Below are 19,300 nucleotides of genomic sequence, written 5' to 3'. Positions count from 1 at the left end.
ATCACACACTCCCCAGAGCAGTAGACACGCTGACAGAAGTACCCCCTTGCAGATTCACAATGAATTTTTCATTGATCCCCTGATACTGGACCGCAATATCAGCCTGAACATATCCAAGGGCAATCCGAGCCTGTGAATTATTGCTAGAATCACAGACAACGCTATACGGCAAGACGCCGTTTACAACTCCCAGAATTCCCTGAGAGAGCAACGAAGACAGAAAACCAAGCAATGTCGCACGGATATCACCAAACAAGGTGTCGTTGATAACACTGCCCACATACGTCCCCATGCCCCCCGCAAGAGAGGCAGCAATATAATTGGTCAGTCGCGTATAATTGTCACCATTCACGACCGAACGAGACGACGTGTTATGACCACAACGCACCGCCCAGTAAGCTCCCCCTGGCGCAGGATTGCAGATAACATCGATGCCCGCAGTAAACAGCGTAGATAGATCTGCTGTCGAATACGCCGCGGTACTACTTCCAAGCCCGGCTTTCTGACTTCCCACCACACCAGAGAGTTGCTTGTTGAGGCTGGACTGTTCAGGGGAAAGTGCCACCAAAATACCTGCAGCAAACGCCTGCGGGCTTACCAGCATGATGCCGTTGGTATCATCACTCCACCACAGCCAGTCACCAAACATCAGTTTCGCGGCGGTAGAATCAAGCCCGATACCGCTCTTTGTAGCCACTGCAGCGCTAAGCTGCTCACCTGCAGGGCCGGAAAGGATCATGTAAATCCCTTCGCTAGATCCAAAAGCAGCTTGTGACGCAAAAGAAATACTATCTGTCAGTCCATGAAGCGTCGCAACCGAACATCCCTGTCCACGCAGAGCATACATACCTGTCCGGGCTTCACCATCCTGACCAATAAACGCCTGCGTCCCTGGGACAGAACCATCCGTTCCAGCACTCAAAGTCACGGAACCCGCAGCGATCGCCGGAACTTCTGATGGAAGCACAATTTTCACCAATGCAGCAGCATCAGAGGATACTGTCTTGGCAATCGTGCTCCAGTCAGCGCCAGTATATGTGCTGACGCCCAGCACCGCGTGTGAAACTGCCAGCGCAAAGCCCGAGCCAATAGGCGAAACCGTAACAGTAAGAGCGTTTCCAGCAGTTCCAGTATGAGCCGCGGTGAGTGTCACTCCATCCAGAACAGCAGATGCCGCTACATCCGTACCATCAGTCACCCGAACAACGATAAAAGACGATGCTCCCTGCATGGCAGCAATATTTACTGCCAAACCTGCATCTGTTGCATTGTCCTGCTTGGCACCAAAATACGACATATATTCGCCGACACTACCAACCGGCATTGGCATTCCCACCGGCCCCCAACCAGCAGTACCGACAATACCCATGATGGAAGATGAGCTCCCGGCAAGCGTCAGAGACTGCGGCTGGGCGATCTGCACATAAAGATTAGGAACGGTAAGTGCCGTCGTATTCAGCGTACCCGCTTGATAAATCAGAGACATTCCCCAACATTTCTCCAAAATGAAAAAGGCAGCCGATCCTGTTGGATCAAGCCGCCTTTCTTCAAAAAATTCTTTATAATTGCTGAAACGTTCAACTATTCTCAAACTGTCGAAATAACGGTTCCAAAACGATCAACGCTCAGTCCAGGGTAAGCTTGTGCACCCTGTCGAGCCGACACCGCTGCCGCCATTGCTTCCAGCGCTTCCGTTGCTGACTGCTGCGCGATACTGGCTTCACTCGTCCCAAAACCCGACACCCAGCCTGCTCCCTGAATTTCGCCGCCACCCGACAGCATTCCGGGCGACCACTGCGTTTGGATCGCGTCAAAAATCAACTCATAAAGATAATCACGCCGATACAGCGCCTGATTCTGCATGGTATCGACGTCTTCGACCCCACAAAACATGATCTGTGCCTGCCCCCCATCAGGCGTCGCAAGCCAGCTCAACTCCGCAAGCGCCGCATCCAGTTGCCCACCCAGAGCTTCTCGAACGGTCGCATCAGCCGTCCAGATCGACACCCTGTAACGCTGCCCCTGACGTCGCGTAATCCGGTATGATTGGCCATAACCAACCACACGTCCATTAAGCTGAATACCTGGAACACGGATCAAAGACCCGTCGACAACCGCCCCTGGAAAAACATCTGCCAGACCTGCTGCAATTTTGGACGCATTATCGTCCTGACGTGCGGCATAAGCTACACATGACGAAATCCCAACTGCACTATTCCAAATTCCAATAACACCCGTCGCTGCAATACCAGACGGCAATACAACACGAACGCCATCGCCCTCCACACCAACAGATACAGTCGCGCCAATCTGCTCACCCGTTCTCCATGGTCGGCCGAGAGGCTCAGTACATACACGACTGTCATGTGACGAAAGCGTAACCGTTACGAAATCAATTCCATTTCTGATATTCTGCGCAGTGAACAAATCACTCGGCAACAGCCACCCTCGCCGAACTACTGTCTGCCGCCCCGTCAATGAAGCCGCATTCAGCCCATTCGGATAAATAATTCCAGCACAGACATACGCCAACGCCTGCCCAACACTCGACGCGTCAGCCATGTATTCTCCTCGTCAGACCTGCTGCATGGACATCGTACAACGCACCCCAAACCCAGAATGCTCTACGGCATTCAAAGTATAAGTCGTCCCCAAATCTGTCGTCACAGTCATGTAAGGTGAAAGAACAACTCCGGGGAGCAAGGGGAGATACAGCATGAACTGCCCTGGCCGTGATGCCCCCGGCACTCCACTACCCGAGCTCTCACCTTTTGCCTTCATCAGGATCGATGCAGGACAACCCTCAACAACATCTCCCTGCGTCCCAGTCACACCGCTAACCGTCACCCTGTGATTGCACAAAATACAGGCCGGGGGACGCATGGGTTCAGCCGAAACAACAAAATAAGTGCGCCCCTGACACACCAGAATATCGCCAACAGCAGTATCAGAACCAAGATCTGTCAGAACATACTCCGTTGCCGTCCCCCACGTTAATGGCTTGGAAAACGAAAAACCCGAACTGACGTCAAATGACAATATCGGCTGGGCATGCTGCTGCGCCATAGGTGCCAATGCATCCACCGGCCGATACTGCTCACCCGAAACACCAAGAACAGCCGCCGCCTTGGCATAAGCACGCCAAACGCACGCGTTGATAGCTGCCTGGTTCATGATATCTCCTCAGATCACAATAGCCCTGCCGTCCTGTAACTCCAGCCCGCCGGTCACACCCAGAAACGCGCATAGACGGCGGCGCCAGAGCGTGAACAGCATCATTCTGTCCTGCACTTCCCGGCCATTATGATACCAGGCCGCAGCACGCTCTGTATCCAGATTGTCCGAAGCCCCAATGACAGCAGATTCCAATGGGTAGAGCTGCGAAAGATACAACCTGATCTGCTGAAGTTCCGCACCGGAAAGACCATTCAGCCGCCACTCCAGAGACCCTTCAACCTGGAAGAAACGCCATGATTCCTGCCCGTTTTCACGGGAACCAACAGCCGGGTAGCCGCAGAAACGACGTGCATCCATCTTTTCCCCTTCCGTCAGAGGCAAAGCAGACAAGCCCAATGTTCCAGACATAATTCTTCCTCCCCGAAAACAGGCCTCTGCAGGTTCCCCCACAAAAGCCCGCAGAGACTTCAGAACGTAAGCCCCAGAGCATCCGTCCCAAGGCTTTCGATCACGACACCACGCTTCAGATAACTGTTGGTCGCCGTAGGAATAACGTTTGTGTCCGCCGTAACATCTGTCGGAAGCGCAAAACCACCAATCCAATACCAGGACTGCGCGATAATCTGACGCAAACGATCCAGTGGCTCGCGCGTCACCATGGCCACGCCATCCACCATTTCGATAAGCGCACGCTCGGCATCAGGAATATCCGAATGACCTGTCAGCGCGCAATCACCCTCAATAATAGCCCCCTGCCCCAGCAGCAGCGCGCGATGAATTGAGCCCGCCCCCAGAGAAACCTGCTGAGGAGCCTCCGTGGTCGGGATGAAACGCACACCAAGCAATTCAATGACCTGTCCGGAACGATACTCTTCCGATCCATATGCACCACGATAAAGATGCTTAAAATCCGGATCCCGGAACAATGAAAGCAACTGCAAATCATCCAGATAACAATGATATGCACCGTTAATCATCGGCACGTTATTGCGGCGAAGCGTCGCAACACCCGCCAGAACCTGCTGAATCCCCAGAGTATCCGCCAAACCGTTGACACTCGCGGTCTGAAGAGCCGCAGTCGTCAGACGGCCATTAGGACGAATCACCATCGGAGCCGTCGCCGCAACAACAGCATTCCCAGCTGCACCATCTGACACAGAAACACTGGACGAGAACTGCAAAGAGCCCGAAATACCACCTGGGGCAGTGGACACATTTGTTCCGTCCACTGACACAGTCACCAGCGTGTAAGCATCAGAGCCCACAGTGACCGTCATCCCATTAAGAGAACTGACCGGCGCCACCTGACCGTTCACAATAACCTTCTGAAAACCACGGATATCATCTACAGAGATAGTGTCGCCCGCAGCGCCCAGAGCAACCGTAATCCGCGTATTGCCACCCAGGTAACCGCCAACACCATTCTGGGCACCCCCAAAAAGCGTGTTGCGCGCCAGTCGGTCCAGAGACTGCATGGCCTGAATACCATTCGTGTTGGCATTCGCCAGAAACTGGGACGCGATACCAACACCAGACGTCACCATATTCAGATCAATCGTGTCGCCATACTGATTGATAGAAAGCGTATACTGCTCAACAGACCAACCACTCGGAGACATGCCATTGTCAAAATTCGTGTTCGTCGTAGGGTTCATTGGCGTCGTTACAGGCGCCTTGAGACTCTTGCGAGTTTTGGTAAGCGTTTCACCAATAGCATTCGGAAACACCTCCCGATCTGCAACCTGACGAAAGCCCAGGCGCGATTTCAGGCCATTTTCAAATTCACGGGCAAGAAAACCCTGCTGGATGGCGGCCTGAAGCTGAACCGGAAAATTATCAATGCTCATTCATTTCGTTCCGTAAATATATTTTCGGAATTCATCCATCTGGATGAACCATCTTCGTCTCGCAGCATCGGCCTCAGCCCTGTGCGAGAAACTGCCATTTGCGCGCTTCGTAATCCGCCCCGTTTGCACGACGCGCATCAAACGGTTCACCACCACCCGGACGAGGCGCGGAGCGCCCTGCCGTTGTGCCCGTGGCCACTCCGGCGCGGCTCATTTCGCCGAAAAGATAAGCCCGATCCTTGCGTGCACGCTCCACAGCTTCCGCAACGCCTTGCACACGACCATCCGCATCGCGCACCACATCAGACGCATCAATCAGCCGGACCACATCCTCCGGATTATGTGCACCATACCGAATAGCCTCAGCACGAAGCTCTGCAGCAATAACCTCACGGTCACCGGCCTGCCGAACACGATCCAACGCTTCCTCATGAGTGCGAAGCAGCTTCTCCTGCTTTGCAGAAGCTCCCGCCATTTCGCGCCTCACTGTCTCGACTTCGGCCCGCGCCTCCTTCAGCGCCTGCCGAAGAGCGTCAGCGTCCTGAACTTCCTCGCCCGTTTCGGACATTTTCATACCTTTCGAAATCGTTCCACATCGTCTTCGTCCCACCCCGCAACCGCACGCCATTCGGCTTCCGGGTCCGGACTTCCTGAAGCTGACGCATAAATCCGAACAGCCGTCTCACGACTAACCAAACCGTTGGAAACCGCTGTCACCAGCCCCTGCGCAAGCGAGAGCAATTCGCCATCAGTCGGCGGGAACCAGGCTGGCCAGCGCAGATCCAACCGACAACACGGCAGATCACGCACCAACTGCCCGTTAAGCCGAAGTCCGTTCTCCAAAACCTGCGAAAACCGGCACGCCATCCGATAAATCGGCAATAATCCGCCAGCGCCATAAGAATGGCGTAAACGGTCCGCCAGCCAGATCAATGGCTGACACATCATCTCCATGGCCTTTCCAGATTGCGCCGCAGAAATCCGATCTCCGTGCGCCCTGTTTCCATGAAGCTGCTCCAGCACAATCTGCCGAAGCTCCCGGTAATGCTCCAGAACTGCCGCCGCAGCATTGCCGTTGATTTCAAGAAGCTTTGCATCGCCTTCCGGTGGCAGCGTCAACGCAGACGCGGCCCCACCCTGATGTGCTACTCCGTCAGAAAATCCACCTGTCTTCAATACGAGCGTCGGGTCAGATCCATATTTCAAACCCCGCCCAGCCTGAGACAGCAGATAATCCGCTTCAATAACCGTATCGATCGCCCGCTCAAACGTGCACTCTCCATCCGGATCAAGCCCATGCGGTCCCGCCAGATTCCGAATCCACACAACAGGAACAAACCCCAGTTCATGACGGACAGACCGGCTCTCGTCGCGCTGGCCACCCTCCATGCCCACAGGCCAGGGAACGCAAACGGCACAATCCATGCTGGTCCAGACCCGCTCCCACCAGAAACGCGCAGCCAGCATATCTTCGGAAATCGGGTAGCCCTGCGCCGCAAGTTCACGTCCCAGAACGACAAAACGCTCTTCCACACGCAAAAGCTCACCACTTGCCTCATCCCAGAACGGCGTCAGATATGCCGTCTCAAGAATGGAAAGCCGAGGCACACTCGCCGACACTTCAAACAGAATCGCCACAGACCCAACTGATCCCAGTCGAGCCACTTCCATCATCAAAGACGCAAGCCGCGTCTGAGACGCAAACGCCTGCATTGCATGTGCAACCCGCAAATCCTCAGCAACAAGCGTCGGCCAATGCGTATCACCAAACAACAGCGACACGGATTCATCCACAACCGTTCGGCAGAGATTGGTCCGCACAGCGGGCCGCCGATTGGAAAGCGGAATATATTCCCCCGAACCCGTTCTCTCCATCGCAAAAGGATTCGGCAGTACGTCATACTGCGTTCCAGACAACACACGCCCCAGCGCAAGCATCCTGGCAGTACGCGCGGAAGCGCCGGCCGGTACTGCGTACCGCCGCTGCAGGGACATCCAGTCCATGATTTCTCCAATTTCCTACAGAACGCACACGCCCCGGCAGGACGCCCTCAGCGCGCGAACGAAAATCCAGCCGAGTTCCAGGACGCCACACCGCCCGTCCCGTTCAGCATCAGATCACTCAGGCCCCAGACCATTGCATCCGCCCGATCCGGAGAGCGCGAGCCCCGATACCCACTGACCGAAAAATGACAGAGCTGATCCTCAAGCGCCGTAAAGCGCCCATGATGAATAACCCTGCCAAGCTCATAAAGTGCCGCAACCGGCTCAGCGCGCGCAGCTTTGCCACGCGCAGCCGTAACCAGCCTGACAGGCGCCTGTGCACGAACACTCCGCAGCGTGCTTTCCACAAGCGCGCCACCAAAATTCCGCTCCGCAACAATCCGCTCCGCACCCCATTCGTCAAAAGCGCGAAACGCACGCCCAGCCCAGCCCGCAGGACTATCCCTCGCAGAGAGATCCTCCAGCACATGCCCCACGCCGTCAGCATCAACACCACACACCACGATGCCAATTTCATCCGAGCGATAATCATCCGGACCAGCCGCACCAGAAGGATCAACCGACACCACGATCCGGCGCATCCGCGAAGCCACATCGTCACGCGTCAATGCCGTAACAACAGCATCACGACGAAAAGACTCAAGCCTCCACAACGCGCCGTCCACAACAGACTGGTATTCACCATACAAAAACCGTCGTCTCTCACGCTCCGGCAGAGCTTCAAGCCGCGCAAGATAATCCTCACTCAGATTATCCCTGTTCGCTTCAGGATTAAGAATCATCGTCGCGTAATAAATACGCTCCGAAACAGGCTCCCCAGATTTCGGCTCAATTCCTGCCTCGAACAGCGCATAAAGCCAGTGCCCCACACTCGGCGGGTTTGCATCGATATACTCCTTCACCGCCAACCCGCATTTCTGCGCAAGACGCGTCAGAAGCATATTGCGCGACGAATAACTGATCTGGCTCGCTTCATTCAGATAAACAGTCGCAAACTCTAGACCCAAAATTTTCTCGGTCCGTTGTTCATCATCCAAACCACCAAACAAAATTGTCGAACCGTTGGAAAACGTGACAACCCAGTCCTGCCGATCAAGCTTCCAGGTCACCTGCGGAAAACAGAGCCGCATAACCTTCGGGAACGTGTCGCGGATGATTGAAGCCTTCAAAGCAGTCAGACGATGCCGAAACACCCCATGACAGCTTCCCGGCTCCTTCAGGGCCCGAATAATAATTGCCCGAACAAGAACAAACGTCTTGCCCGACCGTGATCCTCCCCTCAGCAGAATATGCCGTGCAGGACTTCCAAGAAGTCTCACCGCATCGCGCTGAGCAGCATTGAGACTAAAGCTGGCTGTCATCACGACTTATATTGATGGAAATACCACCACGCGCCTCCCGTTCTCCGTCCCTGAAGCGAGACGGCCGGTGAGCACGCAGCAAAAACGCCATCAATCCATCGCTATACCGCTTTCGTAACAACGGAACCCCAGTCTCAGGATCGCAGATAACCTTGCCACCATACGTGATAGGTTCGTCATACCCCGCCACAGCGCGCCGCCGCGCTTCAGCTTCCAAAGCGTCCGCTGCGTCTTCAAGCGCATAATCCCAACGCTCAGAAAAAGCAGCATCTTCCTCTTTCCAGCGATACAGACTACCTCGCTGCATTTCCGCCACACGAGCCGATTCCGAAACATTCCCGCTCAGGGCCAGATGCTCAAGAAATCTGTCCTGACGCTGCTTCACACGTCCGGAACGCCTTTTACGACTTTCCGATCTGCCCTCGCTCATTCCGTCCTCATTTTCATCCGCACAAAAAACGGAATGTCAGCCTGCCATGCCTCTATGTTCCATCCGGTGCCCTCCTCGATGCATCCAGACCTGTTTCACCCCGCCGAATGGCCTGTCATCGGGAAATGTCGAACGCATACTCCGACGTTCTGCGCGCTGCTCCAGAAGACGTTGCTCCTGTTCACGACATGCAAGTGCATGCATTCGGCGCAAAAGCGTTGCGCTGACGCTGCCCAGAAGCTTCAAACCCCGAATATTCCTGCGGCACACAACCCCCCGAAAACGAACGTCGAGCCGTGAAAGACCAGCCTCCGCAAGGTCGTGCCAGGCAAGCTCCATATCTCCCCGATGTAACGGCTCATTTTCCGAAACAAGCGGGCAGAGCAAAGCTTCTTCTTCCATCACATGAAGAACAACCATTGGCTGCCAGCGACAAAAAACGACAGATCCAGAAACAATTTCAGTATTTTTTGTCATTATTTCTAACTCAAACAAAAAAAACCGCGTCACTTCCGTGGCGCGGCTTAAAATTGATGAATACAATTTCTTTATGATGAATAATTACTAACAAACATGCGCTCAAATGTCAATTTTTATTTTAAAATTTTACTTTTTATTAATTCTATCATTTTCATAAAAACTAGCCAGCTGCTCAAGAATGAGAGCACATTGCGCTGAAATCTTCATTCGAGCCCGAGCCTCAGACAAACCCGGATAAAACTGCCGGGCCATTGCAGAAAAAGACATCTCCCGTGCCAACATCATCTCAAGCCGGACATGGGCACATAATCCCATGGCATGGCGAACATCATTGATTCGTACTGAACATTTCCCACGCCCCAACATCCAGGTGTGAACATCCCCTTTCTCATGCGACGCCACAGCATTGGGGCGCTGCTCCACCACACCTACGGTCGCAAACAGAAACTCGCGATACCAACGATCAGCCGCCGCAACCTCGTCGTCGCCAATATCCTGCGCGTCATACATCGCCTGAACCGTGTTCACGACACGGTAAGCATCCCCGATCCGCCCGAACTCGGAGTGCTGGAAACGCTCGGCAGTGGGATACACGGACCCAGCATCAACACCGACCATATTTCGCTCCATGATCAGCATCAGTTCAACTCCAGACCATGTTCGTGAGCCCCGATCGGAAGCAGCCCCGGAAACGCCGGAACACGATCGCCACCCCACAAAGCGTTCCAGCTGACAGGATGCCCGGCGGGAAGCGCATCAGCTCTCTCACGTTCCGACGCAGTCCGCCCCGCAGACCCTCTCCTCTCACGCGAGGAAGTCCCATTCCCCTTCTTGCGATGGCGGGAACGCTCACTACCAGGAATCCAGCCATCAGTAGCAAGCATTGCCGCGACCGCACTGGCAGAAACTCTCCGCGACATCGAGTTCATTTTGATCTGCCGCATGTTAAAATTCCTTTTGTTCTAAAAATCTTTTAGAGTTGGCATTATGCCATTCTGGAAAAGACAAAAACTTCCACTGGATTTGGCATAAAGCCATTGCTAAAAAGGCCTCATGGCCAAACATAAGCGTCCGGACACCCTAAACACTCTCCAGCGAGCCATCGGAACACGCATCGCCTGGGCACGGGAACTTGTTATCCCCAACCAAAGTGAATGCGCCCGGCTGCTCGGCGTCGATGCCTCTACGCTCAACAAAATCGAGCGTGGCGATCGCGCACCAAGCGTATTCCTTATTGCTGCTCTGTCGAACCGACTCCGGGTCTCTACAGACTTTCTTCTAAAAGGAGTCCTGAACGGTCGAACCGACGAAGAACTGGCCTTACGGCTGGCAGCCCTGCACCCAGAGTTGGTGCTCCAGCGGCAAGACATGGCTCCAGGCAAGGACAAAAACAGTCCTTCCGACACGCCTGATCCGCCCAAGAGACCAGACGAAGATCTCCATTGATGGTGGTTTCGCTGGTTCTCATACGCGCACAAGCGCTCCCCATTCGACGCGGTGCAGAACCGCGGCACCGACGATAGAATGAACAAATCGGAAACAGGACACTCCAGAAGCGATACATCTCGCATCAGTTCCGAGCCTCCCCCGCCCACCAACTCCCCCCATGGAAGCCAGCAATTAACGATAAATTAATGGCGCTGAGCCATGGGGTCAAGCTGCAAATGTGGCTCTGAGCCATTAAAATGCCCCTGAAAGAATTTATAGCCCCATAAGGGTTCACATCTTTTGGTGCAAAATTATATCTAACGCATTGATATAAAACGATTTTTTTATTTTCTATCAGTCCCGTAATCTGACCTTCATATTATAAACCATCGTTTATGCGACTTAGTGTGGCTGCTCATTTAGCCTCCGACCTCTATGAGAAGTCTGAGCAACGCCGGAAATCGTGCCCCATGAATGCAATTGTCGTTACCGCACTGAGGCGACCTTTAACATTTGTCGTCTTATCGATTCTGATTTTGATGTTCGGCATCATGTCCGTGTTCAAAACACCCACGGACGTCTTTCCAAACATCAACATTCCCGTTGTGTCTGTCGTCTGGACTTATGGCGGAATGCTGCCTGAACAGTTCGCGGGCCGCATCATCTACAACTACGAACTCAATGTGACCTCGACCGTCGAAGGCATCGAGCACATGGAGTCGAACTCCTATTACGGTCGTGGAATCGTCAACATCTACTTCCAGCCAGGTACTGATATCGGACCGGCCGAAGCAGACGTCGTCGCCATTTCACAAACCGTCATCCAGCAGCTCCCCACGCACATCCCCGCGCCAATGATAATGCGTCTGGAGGCCTCATCGGTCCCCGTGATTTCTCTACAGATCACGTCCGACAAACAGACGCCTTCAGATCTCTTTAAACTCGGCGTCATTTCCGTGCGTCCGCTTCTCGTCACAGTCCCTGGTTCTGTCGTTGCTCACCCATATGGCGGCATGGACAGTTTTGTGATGATTGCGCTCAATCAAGACCAGCTCCGCGCTCATCACCTTTCCGCGATGGACGTTCAGGCTGCCATGCGCGACCAGAACATCGTCCTCCCCGCTGGTGACCAGAAAATCGATTCGGTGGACTGGATGGTGCAGACAAACGCCACACCCACCAGCATGAAAGCCATCGGCAACATTCCGGTGAAGCGCGTCGGCAATGCCGTGATCTACATTCACGACGTGGCAGACGTATATCGTGGCGGGCACCCCCAAACGAACGTAGTCCTCGTTAAAGGCCGTCAGGGCGTCGAAATCGTCGTCATGAAGGGCGGCGGAGCCTCGACCCTGGACGTCGTCAACGGGGTCAAGTCCCTTCTGCCACGCCTGCGTAAAATCCTGCCCTCGGACGTCAAGGTCTCGATTCTCACAGATGCTTCCACTTTCGTGAAAGACTCCATCAAGGACGTCGTACGCGAAATGATAACGGCCGCTTTCCTGACCGGCATCGTGGTCCTGCTGTTCCTTGGCTCCTGGCGCTCTACCGTCATCATCGCCACCTCCATTCCACTGGCGATCCTGTGCTCTATCATCTGCCTCGGCTGGGCCGGACAGTCCATCAACGTTATGACCCTTGGCGGTCTGGCACTGGCCGTTGGTATTCTGGTCGATGACGCCACCGTGATGATCGAGAACATCGATACCCATCTCGAAATGGGTAAAGACCTCGAACTCGCGATCATCGACGCTGCCAACCAGATCGTCATCGCAACCTTCGTGTCCACCACCTGCATCTGCATCGTGTGGCTGCCACTGTTCGAACTGGACGGCGTCGCTGGCTTCCTCTTCAAGCCAATGGCAGAAGCAATCATCTTCGCGATGGTCGCATCCTTCATCCTGTCACGAACCCTTGTCCCAACGATGGCCAAGTTCCTCCTGTCCGCACACGTCCATTCCGGCGAGCACGGTCACGAGCATGAAGCCCTTCACGACGATCAGCCAACTCCGGACGCCCCGCGTAAAGGCTTCTTCGGTCGCTTCCAGCAGGGCTTCGAGCGCCGCTTCAACAGCTTCCGGGAAGGCTACAACACCCTCCTGACCCGCTGCATTGAGCGCCGCATCGCCTTTGTCGGTGTATTCCTGGGCATCTCAGTCCTGTCACTTGGCCTCTACACAGTTGCCGGCCGTGACTTCTTCCCCGAAACCAAATCCGGTCTGCTCCAGATGCACATGCGTGCGCCACTAGGCATGCGTATTGAATCCGTAGGCCGCGTCGCCGCACTCGTGGACGACCGCATCCACGCAGACCTACCCGGCAAGGTTGAAGGCATCATCAGCAATTGCGGTCTTCCCGAAGGCCCGCATAACCAGGCATTCATCCCAACCCCGACCATCGGCACGCAGGATTGCGACCTGACGATCACCCTCAAAAACGAGGAATCGCCGGTCTGGGATTACCGCAAGCTCCTGCGCAAGGATCTGTCTGCCCAGTTCCCTGGAACAGTCTTCACTTTCCAGCCTGCTGATCTGACAGCCAAGATCCTGAACTTCGGTGCCCCATCGCCAATCGACATCCAGATCTCGGGTCCTGGCATCAACGACGACTACAACTACGCCCGCTCCATCATCGGCCGCCTACGCCGCATCCCCGGCGCCAGCGATGTCGTGATCCAGCAAACCATGAAAACCCCTACCCTTACGGTTCGTGGCAACCGTACCTTCAGCCAGGCAACCGGCCTGACAGAAGCAGATCTCGCCAACAACGAACTGATGACATTGTCGGGCAGTTCCACCGTCGATCCACAATACTGGCTCGATCCCTCGGATAATGTGACCTTCCCGCTGAACGTCTATGTCTCGCAGGATCAGCTCACACATCTCAACGACCTGCTGACCATCCCTGTAGACAAGGGTGACGGCGATCCGACCAACAACCAGACACAGCTCCTTGGCGCCATCAGCACAGTCACGCCGACCGGCACCCCAGGCGAAGTGTCGCACTACAACTCCATGCCGGAAGTGGACATTTACGTGTCTGCAGAAGGAACCGACCTTGGCTCCGTCCTTAACGGTGTCCACAAGGTCCTCGACGAGACAGCAAATCTTGTTCCACGCTCTGCCGCTGTCGATGTCCGCGGTCAGGCCACAACAATGAAGAGCGCCTACAATCAGCTCGTCTTCGGCCTCGTCGTCTCCGTAGCCCTCATCTACCTGCTGATCGTCGTGAACTTTCAGTCCTGGCTCGATCCGTTCGTCATCATCACGGCTCTGCCCGGCGCACTTGCAGGCATCGCCTGGGCACTGTTCCTGACAGGCACCCGTCTGTCGGTCCCTGCCCTGACCGGCGCCATCATGTGCATGGGCACCGCAACAGCGAACTCGATCCTCGTGGTCTCCTTCGCTCGTGAACGCCTCGAAATCCACGGTGACGCCATCAAGGCTGCCATCGAAGCGGGCTACGGCCGCATCCGTCCGGTGCTGATGACGGCTCTGGCCATGATCGTCGGCATGGTGCCTATGGCAACATCCAACTCGACCAACGCTCCGCTCGGACGCGCCGTTATCGGCGGCCTGCTGGTCGCCACGATCTCTACACTTCTCTTCGTTCCCTGCGTCTACGCAATCCTCCACAACCGCACTTCGCGCCAGAAGGAGACAGTCTGATGGCCTCCACGTCCCGTAAAATCATTCTCGGCGCGGGTGTCTGCGTACTCGGGCTCTATGTTGCCGGCCTCGTTGTAGGTCGCGTGCATGCCGTTTCGACACTCAATGCCGAAACCATTGCCAACGCCGTACCAGACGTCGCCGTGATCAGCCCACGCCACACCAGCCCGAAAGTAGCCTTGACGCTACCGGGCACGATTGACGCATGGTACTCTGCCCCGATCTACCCACAGGTCTCCGGCTACGTGCAGATGTGGTATAAAGATTACGGTGCACAGGTGCACAAGGGTGATGTGCTCGCCGAGATCAACGCTCCGGCACTCGATGCCCAGTACGCTCAGGCCAAAGCCGATCTCGCAGCTGTCATGGCGAAGTACAACCTCGCCGTTGTCACCGCGAACCGCTGGCGCACAATGGCAAAGTCACAGTCTGTTTCCGGCCAGTCAGTGTCCGTCTCAAACGCGAACGAACAGTCCGCCAACGCAGAAGTCCAGGCAGCACAACGCAACGTGGACCATTTTGAAGCACTCGAACGCTTCAAGCAGATCGTCGCACCCTTCGATGGCGTCGTAACATCACGCTCCGTCAGCGTCGGTGATTACGTCAACAACGGCGGCGGCGGCCTGAATGCAACAGGCGCAGCGTCCGAACTCTTCACGGTCGCAGACACACACAAACTCCGCCTGTTCGTCTCTGTGCCAGAAGTCTTTTCCTACATCTTGCAGGATGGCCTGACCGCAAAAGTCAGGGTACCCCAGTTCGCCGGGAAAACCTTTGACGCTCAGTACATCGCGTCCTCACACGGCTATGACCCCAATACCCGTACGGCCGTCACTGAATTCACGATGGAAAACCCCGACCACCTCCTGTGGCCAGGCACCTTCGCGTCCATCGCCCTGAGCGCTCAAAATACATCGGCCAAACTGTTCGAAATCCCGACCGGCTGCCTCGTATTCCAAGAAAAGGGCATGCAGGTCGCTGTCGTGGATCAAAGCAACCACGTCCATTACCGCAACATCAAAGTCGGCCGCATGGCAGACAGTTCCACCGAAATCCAGGCAGGTGTCACCCCGGAAGACCGTATCATCAACAATCCGCCCGCAGACCTTCTGGAAGGGGACCCTGTTCACGTCGTGACACCAGCCCGCGGCTACGACCAGAGTGGCGCTACCGAAGGTTCCGAAGATTCTGACGATAACGGGGACGAATAATGCTCTTACAGTCCTTCAGACGCGCAACGCTCGTCTGCGGTTCGGCCCTTTCTCTTCTGGGCCTCTCCGCTTGCGACATGGCGCCGACGTACAAAACACCCACCTTCGTCGTCCCCTCCAGCTGGCACGGACAAGCACCATTCGCAGTCGCAACCCCTGCGGACAACGTGCTTCCCACCGACTGGTGGAGCCTGTTCCACGACCCGCTTCTCAATGAACTCGAAGCACGGGCAACCCAGGATAACGGGGACCTGCAGGCAGCGGCCGAGCGCTTCATGCAGGCCCGCGCACTTGTGGTGGAAGCCCGTGCCGACCTGCTGCCCCATATCAGCATGGAAGCCGGCGGATCAGATAACAAGCAGTCCGCAGATCGTCTCTTCCGCAATGGCGCAACCCTGACCCAGACGAGCGAGGAATATCGTGGTCTGGCATCATGGGAGCCAGATTTCTGGTCCTCCATCCGTAATCGTGTCCGCGAAGAGAAGCAGTTTGCGCAGCAGCGTGCGGCAGATTTCGCAATGGCACGCCTGAGCATGCAGGCCGAACTCGCACGCGACTACATCGAACTGCGTGGATATGATGCACAGGATGCCATCTATAAGCAGTCCATCGAGTACTATCAGCGCGCCGTAAAAATCACGGAAAACCAGCTGGAAAACCAGGCTGTCCCACGCCTTGATCTGGCCCGTGCACAAGCCCAGCTCTACACCACACAAGCCGCGCAGCTAGACATCGAAGCCGCACGTCAGGTGACCGAACACGCAATCGCGGTTCTGACAAACACCTCACCGTCCAGCTTCCATATTGCTCAAATCCAGACGCTGAACTTCAACCAGCCGCACATCCCGACCGGTATCCCGTCCGAGATTCTGCAGCGTCGCCCCGATGTTGCTTCGGCAGAACGCAAAATGGCGCAGGCAAACCGCGAAATCGGTATCGCTCGCGCCGCATTCTACCCACATATCTCGCTCAATTTTGGCGGCGGCTTCGAAGGAAATGGGTTTGATCTGGCCAATCTGGCCAACTCACTCTGGACCTACGGCGCAAGCCTCGACATGCCAATCTATGATGGCGGACTGCGTCGTGCAGAACTTCAGCGGTCGTGGTCTTCATACCGCGAAACGCGCGACGAATACCGCATGACCGTCCTGTCCGCATTCCGCGATGTCGAAGACGGCCTGTCCCGCACAAGCAGGCTGGAACGTGAAAACAAAGCCCTGCAAAACGCTGTCATAGCTAACCTGCAAACGCAGGCCATGACCATGACACTCTATCAGGGCGGCGTCGGAACGTATCTGGAGGCGATCTTCAGTCAGGAAAACACCCTGCAGTCGCGCATCCATCAGGTAGAAATCGCCACCCACCTTTATCAGGCTGACGTGGACCTCATCCGCAGCCTCGGCGGCGGCTGGGATATCAAGCTGATGCCGACAATGGACCAAACCCTGTCCATTACCCCGCTCCAGTACGACAACCTGCACCACCCAAAGCCAGTCCCAGGCGTCGACGCCTCCGAACATCCGGAGCAGTTCGAAAACCTTTCCTCCCCGGCGCCTTCCACGGCTCCGCTCGGTGCGAACAAAACCCTGGCTCCCCTGCCAACCGGAATGCTCAAATAAAGAGCATCTCCGAACAACAAAAAAAGGCGGCCCTCACAGGCCGCCTTTTTCATATCCAGATCACCCCAAAACCAGCAATCAATCCGGCCCCTGATATCCATAGCTGCTGACACCCTGCCCGGTATTGCCAAAACCATCCCCACGGAACTGCCTGGAACCTCGGCTGCCATAATCCGGTCCACAGGCAGAAAGTGCCACCAGCAACGCAAACGCCACGCCAACCCGAAACCGCATCATCTTCATCCCTCAGCAAACCCGGAGTTCATACTCCGCAACATTCAGCGCAGTCATACAGGCATCAGGAATACACACGTAAGTACGTAAAAAAGGAAATACGAAATCTGCCTCATATTGCAGGCCAGGCCCGCATGCCGATCCTCGCAATTTCCAGCAGCCGGTCTCGGGACGCCCCATCACGGGCCTGCACCGCCATACCACGCAGCAAAGACCCGTAGAAAGCAGCAAGAGCATCAATATCAGTATTTTCGGGCAAATCCCCCGCACTCATTCCCACACGAAGACGCTCAGCCATAGCCCCTTCTGCCTGTGTGCGCTGACTCGCCAAAAGGTCACGCAAGCGGCTCTGACCGGGCGAGCATTGAGTCGCCGCGACCGAAATCATACACCCTGAAGGCTGATCGTCGCGTGTGAACTCCATGGCCGCTGTCGTCGTCAGTTTCCTAAAGGCAGTTATCGTATCGATATTCTCATTCAGAATATCGAGAAACCACCCACCGGCAACGCTCATGTAGGTTTCAATAGCCTCATGATACAGCGCCTCCTTGCTACCAAAGGCATTGTAAAAACTCGACGCACTGATCCCCATTGTCGCGATCAGATCATCAAAACTCGTCCCTTCATAACCCCGGTCCCAGAAGAGCCGCATAGCAGCGCACAAAGCAGTCTCTCGTTCAAAAGACTGTGGACGCCCCCGACCCCGCCGTTCAGCCGGCTCTTTTTTTGGTACCATCGCTCCATAAATCCTTGAATTCGAAAATGTGCACCTCATATGCCTTATGTTGGAGCGATCACTCCACATTATAATCCTTCGGTTTCTGCAATCCGGGCATGACGTCTGCACACACGTCCTGCCCCATACAAACAGGCACACATCAATGAGCAAGCTCTCCGGAAAAGTTGCAATCGTCACCGGCGCATCAAAAGGCATTGGTGCAGGCATCGCCAAAGCCCTCGCAGCAGAAGGCGCCTCTGTCGTCGTAAATTATGCATCCAGCAAATCCGGAGCAGATGCAGTAGTCACCGCCATTACGGAAAGCGGCGGCAAGGCGATTGCCGTTCAGGGTGATGTTTCGCGCAAAGCCGAAGCACAATCGATTATCGATGCCGCAATCAGTCAGTTCGGACGACTGGACATTCTGGTCAACAATTCCGGCGTTTATGAATTTGCGTCAATCAAGGAGATCACCGAAGAACACTTCCATCGCCTCTTCAACATCAACGTACTTGGCACTCTTCTGACCACACAGGCCGCAGCAAAACATCTCGGCGACGGCGGCAGCGTTATCAACATCAGCTCCGTTGTCTCACGCATCACACCACCGAATTCTGCAGTCTACACAGGAACAAAGGGAGCTATAGACGCCATCACAGGCTCCCTCGCGCGCGAACTTGGCCCAAGAAACATCCGGGTCAACGCCATCAATCCTGGTTTAATTGAAACAGAAGGCACAAAAACTGCCAATGTCGTCGGTTCAGAGATGGAGCAGCTCATCATCTCCCAAACCCCACTGGGTCGCATCGGTCAGACGCAGGATATTGCTCCCCTGGCTGTTTTCCTCGCCTCCGATGACGCTCGCTGGCTGACAGGCGAAACGCTCATCGCTTCGGGTGGTCTTCGCTAGAACATAAATCCGGCCCGGTGCATCCGCGCCGGGCTACACCTCATCCATGAGTTTAGTCATCGTAAGCAGCCAGAATGGCCTCAAAAATGTCGGAGCATCCCATCAAGAGGCCTAGAAATCGCTGCCCCAGCAGACAATTACACTCGCCCGCTTTCGCTGCGTTCGTAGAAGCAATGCGTTATCGAAGGTAAATGAGCTTCATGGCTTGAGTGA

The 19,300-nt window shown here is 55.3% G+C and carries 19 protein-coding genes; 5 read left to right on the top strand and 14 right to left on the bottom strand.

The features are described from left to right. Nucleotide 1 precedes the first annotated feature (1 nt). From GWA01_RS07615 to GWA01_RS07560, 12 genes are all read right to left on the bottom strand, one after another. The gene (locus tag GWA01_RS07615) at nucleotides 2-1,486 is read right to left on the bottom strand and encodes a phage tail sheath protein (RefSeq protein WP_146795827.1); all 1,485 of its coding nucleotides are present in this window, start codon (nucleotides 1,484-1,486) and stop codon (nucleotides 2-4) included. Nucleotides 1,487-1,587: 101 nt separating this feature from the next. After that, nucleotides 1,588-2,562: a hypothetical protein gene (locus GWA01_RS07610; RefSeq protein WP_146795825.1), complete on the bottom strand. Its 975-nt coding sequence runs from the start codon at nucleotides 2,560-2,562 to the stop codon at nucleotides 1,588-1,590. Nucleotides 2,563-2,574: 12 nt separating this feature from the next. After that, nucleotides 2,575-3,174 carry a hypothetical protein gene (locus GWA01_RS07605; RefSeq protein WP_186819509.1) on the bottom strand — a complete coding sequence of 200 codons (600 nt, stop codon included), beginning with the start codon at nucleotides 3,172-3,174 and terminating at the stop codon, nucleotides 2,575-2,577. 9 nt (nucleotides 3,175-3,183) lie between these two features. Then, nucleotides 3,184-3,585, bottom strand: a complete 402-nt coding sequence (locus GWA01_RS07600) for a hypothetical protein (RefSeq protein WP_146795818.1) — start codon at nucleotides 3,583-3,585, stop codon at nucleotides 3,184-3,186. A gap of 59 nt (nucleotides 3,586-3,644) precedes the next feature. Beyond that, a complete protein-coding gene (locus tag GWA01_RS07595; RefSeq protein WP_146795814.1) occupies nucleotides 3,645-5,024 on the bottom strand; it encodes a DUF4043 domain-containing protein in 1,380 nt (459 codons plus the stop codon). Nucleotides 5,025-5,097: 73 nt separating this feature from the next. Beyond that, entirely contained in the window at nucleotides 5,098-5,598 is a 501-nt protein-coding gene (locus GWA01_RS07590) for a phage scaffolding protein (protein ID WP_228118522.1), read from the bottom strand. Next, nucleotides 5,595-7,028 (bottom strand): phage portal protein, encoded by a 1,434-nt coding sequence (locus GWA01_RS07585; protein ID WP_146795811.1) that lies wholly within the window; start codon nucleotides 7,026-7,028, stop codon nucleotides 5,595-5,597. Before GWA01_RS07585 ends, GWA01_RS07590 begins: the two co-directional genes overlap by 4 nt. A gap of 47 nt (nucleotides 7,029-7,075) precedes the next feature. Further along, nucleotides 7,076-8,389 (bottom strand): phage terminase large subunit, encoded by a 1,314-nt coding sequence (locus GWA01_RS07580; RefSeq protein ID WP_146795808.1) that lies wholly within the window; start codon nucleotides 8,387-8,389, stop codon nucleotides 7,076-7,078. Next, entirely contained in the window at nucleotides 8,373-8,819 is a 447-nt protein-coding gene (locus GWA01_RS07575) for a hypothetical protein (protein WP_146795804.1), read from the bottom strand. Before GWA01_RS07575 ends, GWA01_RS07580 begins: the two co-directional genes overlap by 17 nt. 36 nt (nucleotides 8,820-8,855) lie before the next feature. After that, entirely contained in the window at nucleotides 8,856-9,296 is a 441-nt protein-coding gene (locus GWA01_RS07570) for a hypothetical protein (RefSeq protein ID WP_146795801.1), read from the bottom strand. A gap of 129 nt (nucleotides 9,297-9,425) precedes the next feature. Then, entirely contained in the window at nucleotides 9,426-9,938 is a 513-nt protein-coding gene (locus GWA01_RS07565; RefSeq protein ID WP_146795799.1) for a hypothetical protein, read from the bottom strand. Continuing rightward, nucleotides 9,938-10,243 carry a transcriptional regulator gene (locus GWA01_RS07560; protein ID WP_146795797.1) on the bottom strand — a complete coding sequence of 102 codons (306 nt, stop codon included), beginning with the start codon at nucleotides 10,241-10,243 and terminating at the stop codon, nucleotides 9,938-9,940. Before GWA01_RS07560 ends, GWA01_RS07565 begins: the two co-directional genes overlap by 1 nt. A 109-nt stretch (nucleotides 10,244-10,352) precedes the next feature. On the opposite strand from GWA01_RS07560, the gene GWA01_RS07555 reads away from it, so the two are divergent. The 4 genes from GWA01_RS07555 (at nucleotide 10,353) to GWA01_RS07540 (ending at nucleotide 17,225) form a co-directional block, all read left to right on the top strand. Then, the gene (locus GWA01_RS07555) at nucleotides 10,353-10,745 is read left to right on the top strand and encodes a helix-turn-helix domain-containing protein (protein ID WP_146795793.1); all 393 of its coding nucleotides are present in this window, start codon (nucleotides 10,353-10,355) and stop codon (nucleotides 10,743-10,745) included. A 452-nt stretch (nucleotides 10,746-11,197) separates the two neighbouring features. Beyond that, entirely contained in the window at nucleotides 11,198-14,395 is a 3,198-nt protein-coding gene (locus GWA01_RS07550) for an efflux RND transporter permease subunit (protein ID WP_146795791.1), read from the top strand. Further along, on the top strand, nucleotides 14,395-15,606 hold the full coding sequence (locus tag GWA01_RS07545; RefSeq protein WP_146795789.1) for an efflux RND transporter periplasmic adaptor subunit: 1,212 nt from the start codon (nucleotides 14,395-14,397) through the stop codon (nucleotides 15,604-15,606). The genes GWA01_RS07550 and GWA01_RS07545 overlap by 1 nt, the downstream gene beginning before the upstream one ends. Beyond that, complete coding sequence (locus GWA01_RS07540; RefSeq protein WP_146795787.1) at nucleotides 15,606-17,225, top strand: efflux transporter outer membrane subunit; 1,620 nt, start codon at nucleotides 15,606-15,608, stop codon at nucleotides 17,223-17,225. Before GWA01_RS07545 ends, GWA01_RS07540 begins: the two co-directional genes overlap by 1 nt. Nucleotides 17,226-17,303: 78 nt before the next feature. On the opposite strand, the gene GWA01_RS13025 is transcribed toward GWA01_RS07540, so the two are convergent. Next, complete coding sequence (locus tag GWA01_RS13025; RefSeq protein ID WP_186819555.1) at nucleotides 17,304-17,462, bottom strand: hypothetical protein; 159 nt, start codon at nucleotides 17,460-17,462, stop codon at nucleotides 17,304-17,306. A 109-nt stretch (nucleotides 17,463-17,571) separates the two neighbouring features. After that, nucleotides 17,572-18,111: a TetR/AcrR family transcriptional regulator gene (locus GWA01_RS07535; RefSeq protein ID WP_146795785.1), complete on the bottom strand. Its 540-nt coding sequence runs from the start codon at nucleotides 18,109-18,111 to the stop codon at nucleotides 17,572-17,574. 229 nt (nucleotides 18,112-18,340) lie between these two features. Here GWA01_RS07535 and GWA01_RS07530 point away from each other — a divergent pair, with 229 nt between their 5' ends. Then, nucleotides 18,341-19,087: a glucose 1-dehydrogenase gene (locus GWA01_RS07530; protein ID WP_146795783.1), complete on the top strand. Its 747-nt coding sequence runs from the start codon at nucleotides 18,341-18,343 to the stop codon at nucleotides 19,085-19,087. Nucleotides 19,088-19,300 lie beyond the last annotated feature (213 nt).

Origin of the sequence: Gluconobacter wancherniae NBRC 103581 (assembly GCF_007988885.1) — a bacterium.
GTDB classification, from domain to species: Bacteria; Pseudomonadota; Alphaproteobacteria; order Acetobacterales; family Acetobacteraceae; genus Gluconobacter; species Gluconobacter wancherniae.
Note: the sequence above shows the minus strand (reverse complement) of the source record. Positions and strands in the feature narration are given on the sequence as shown.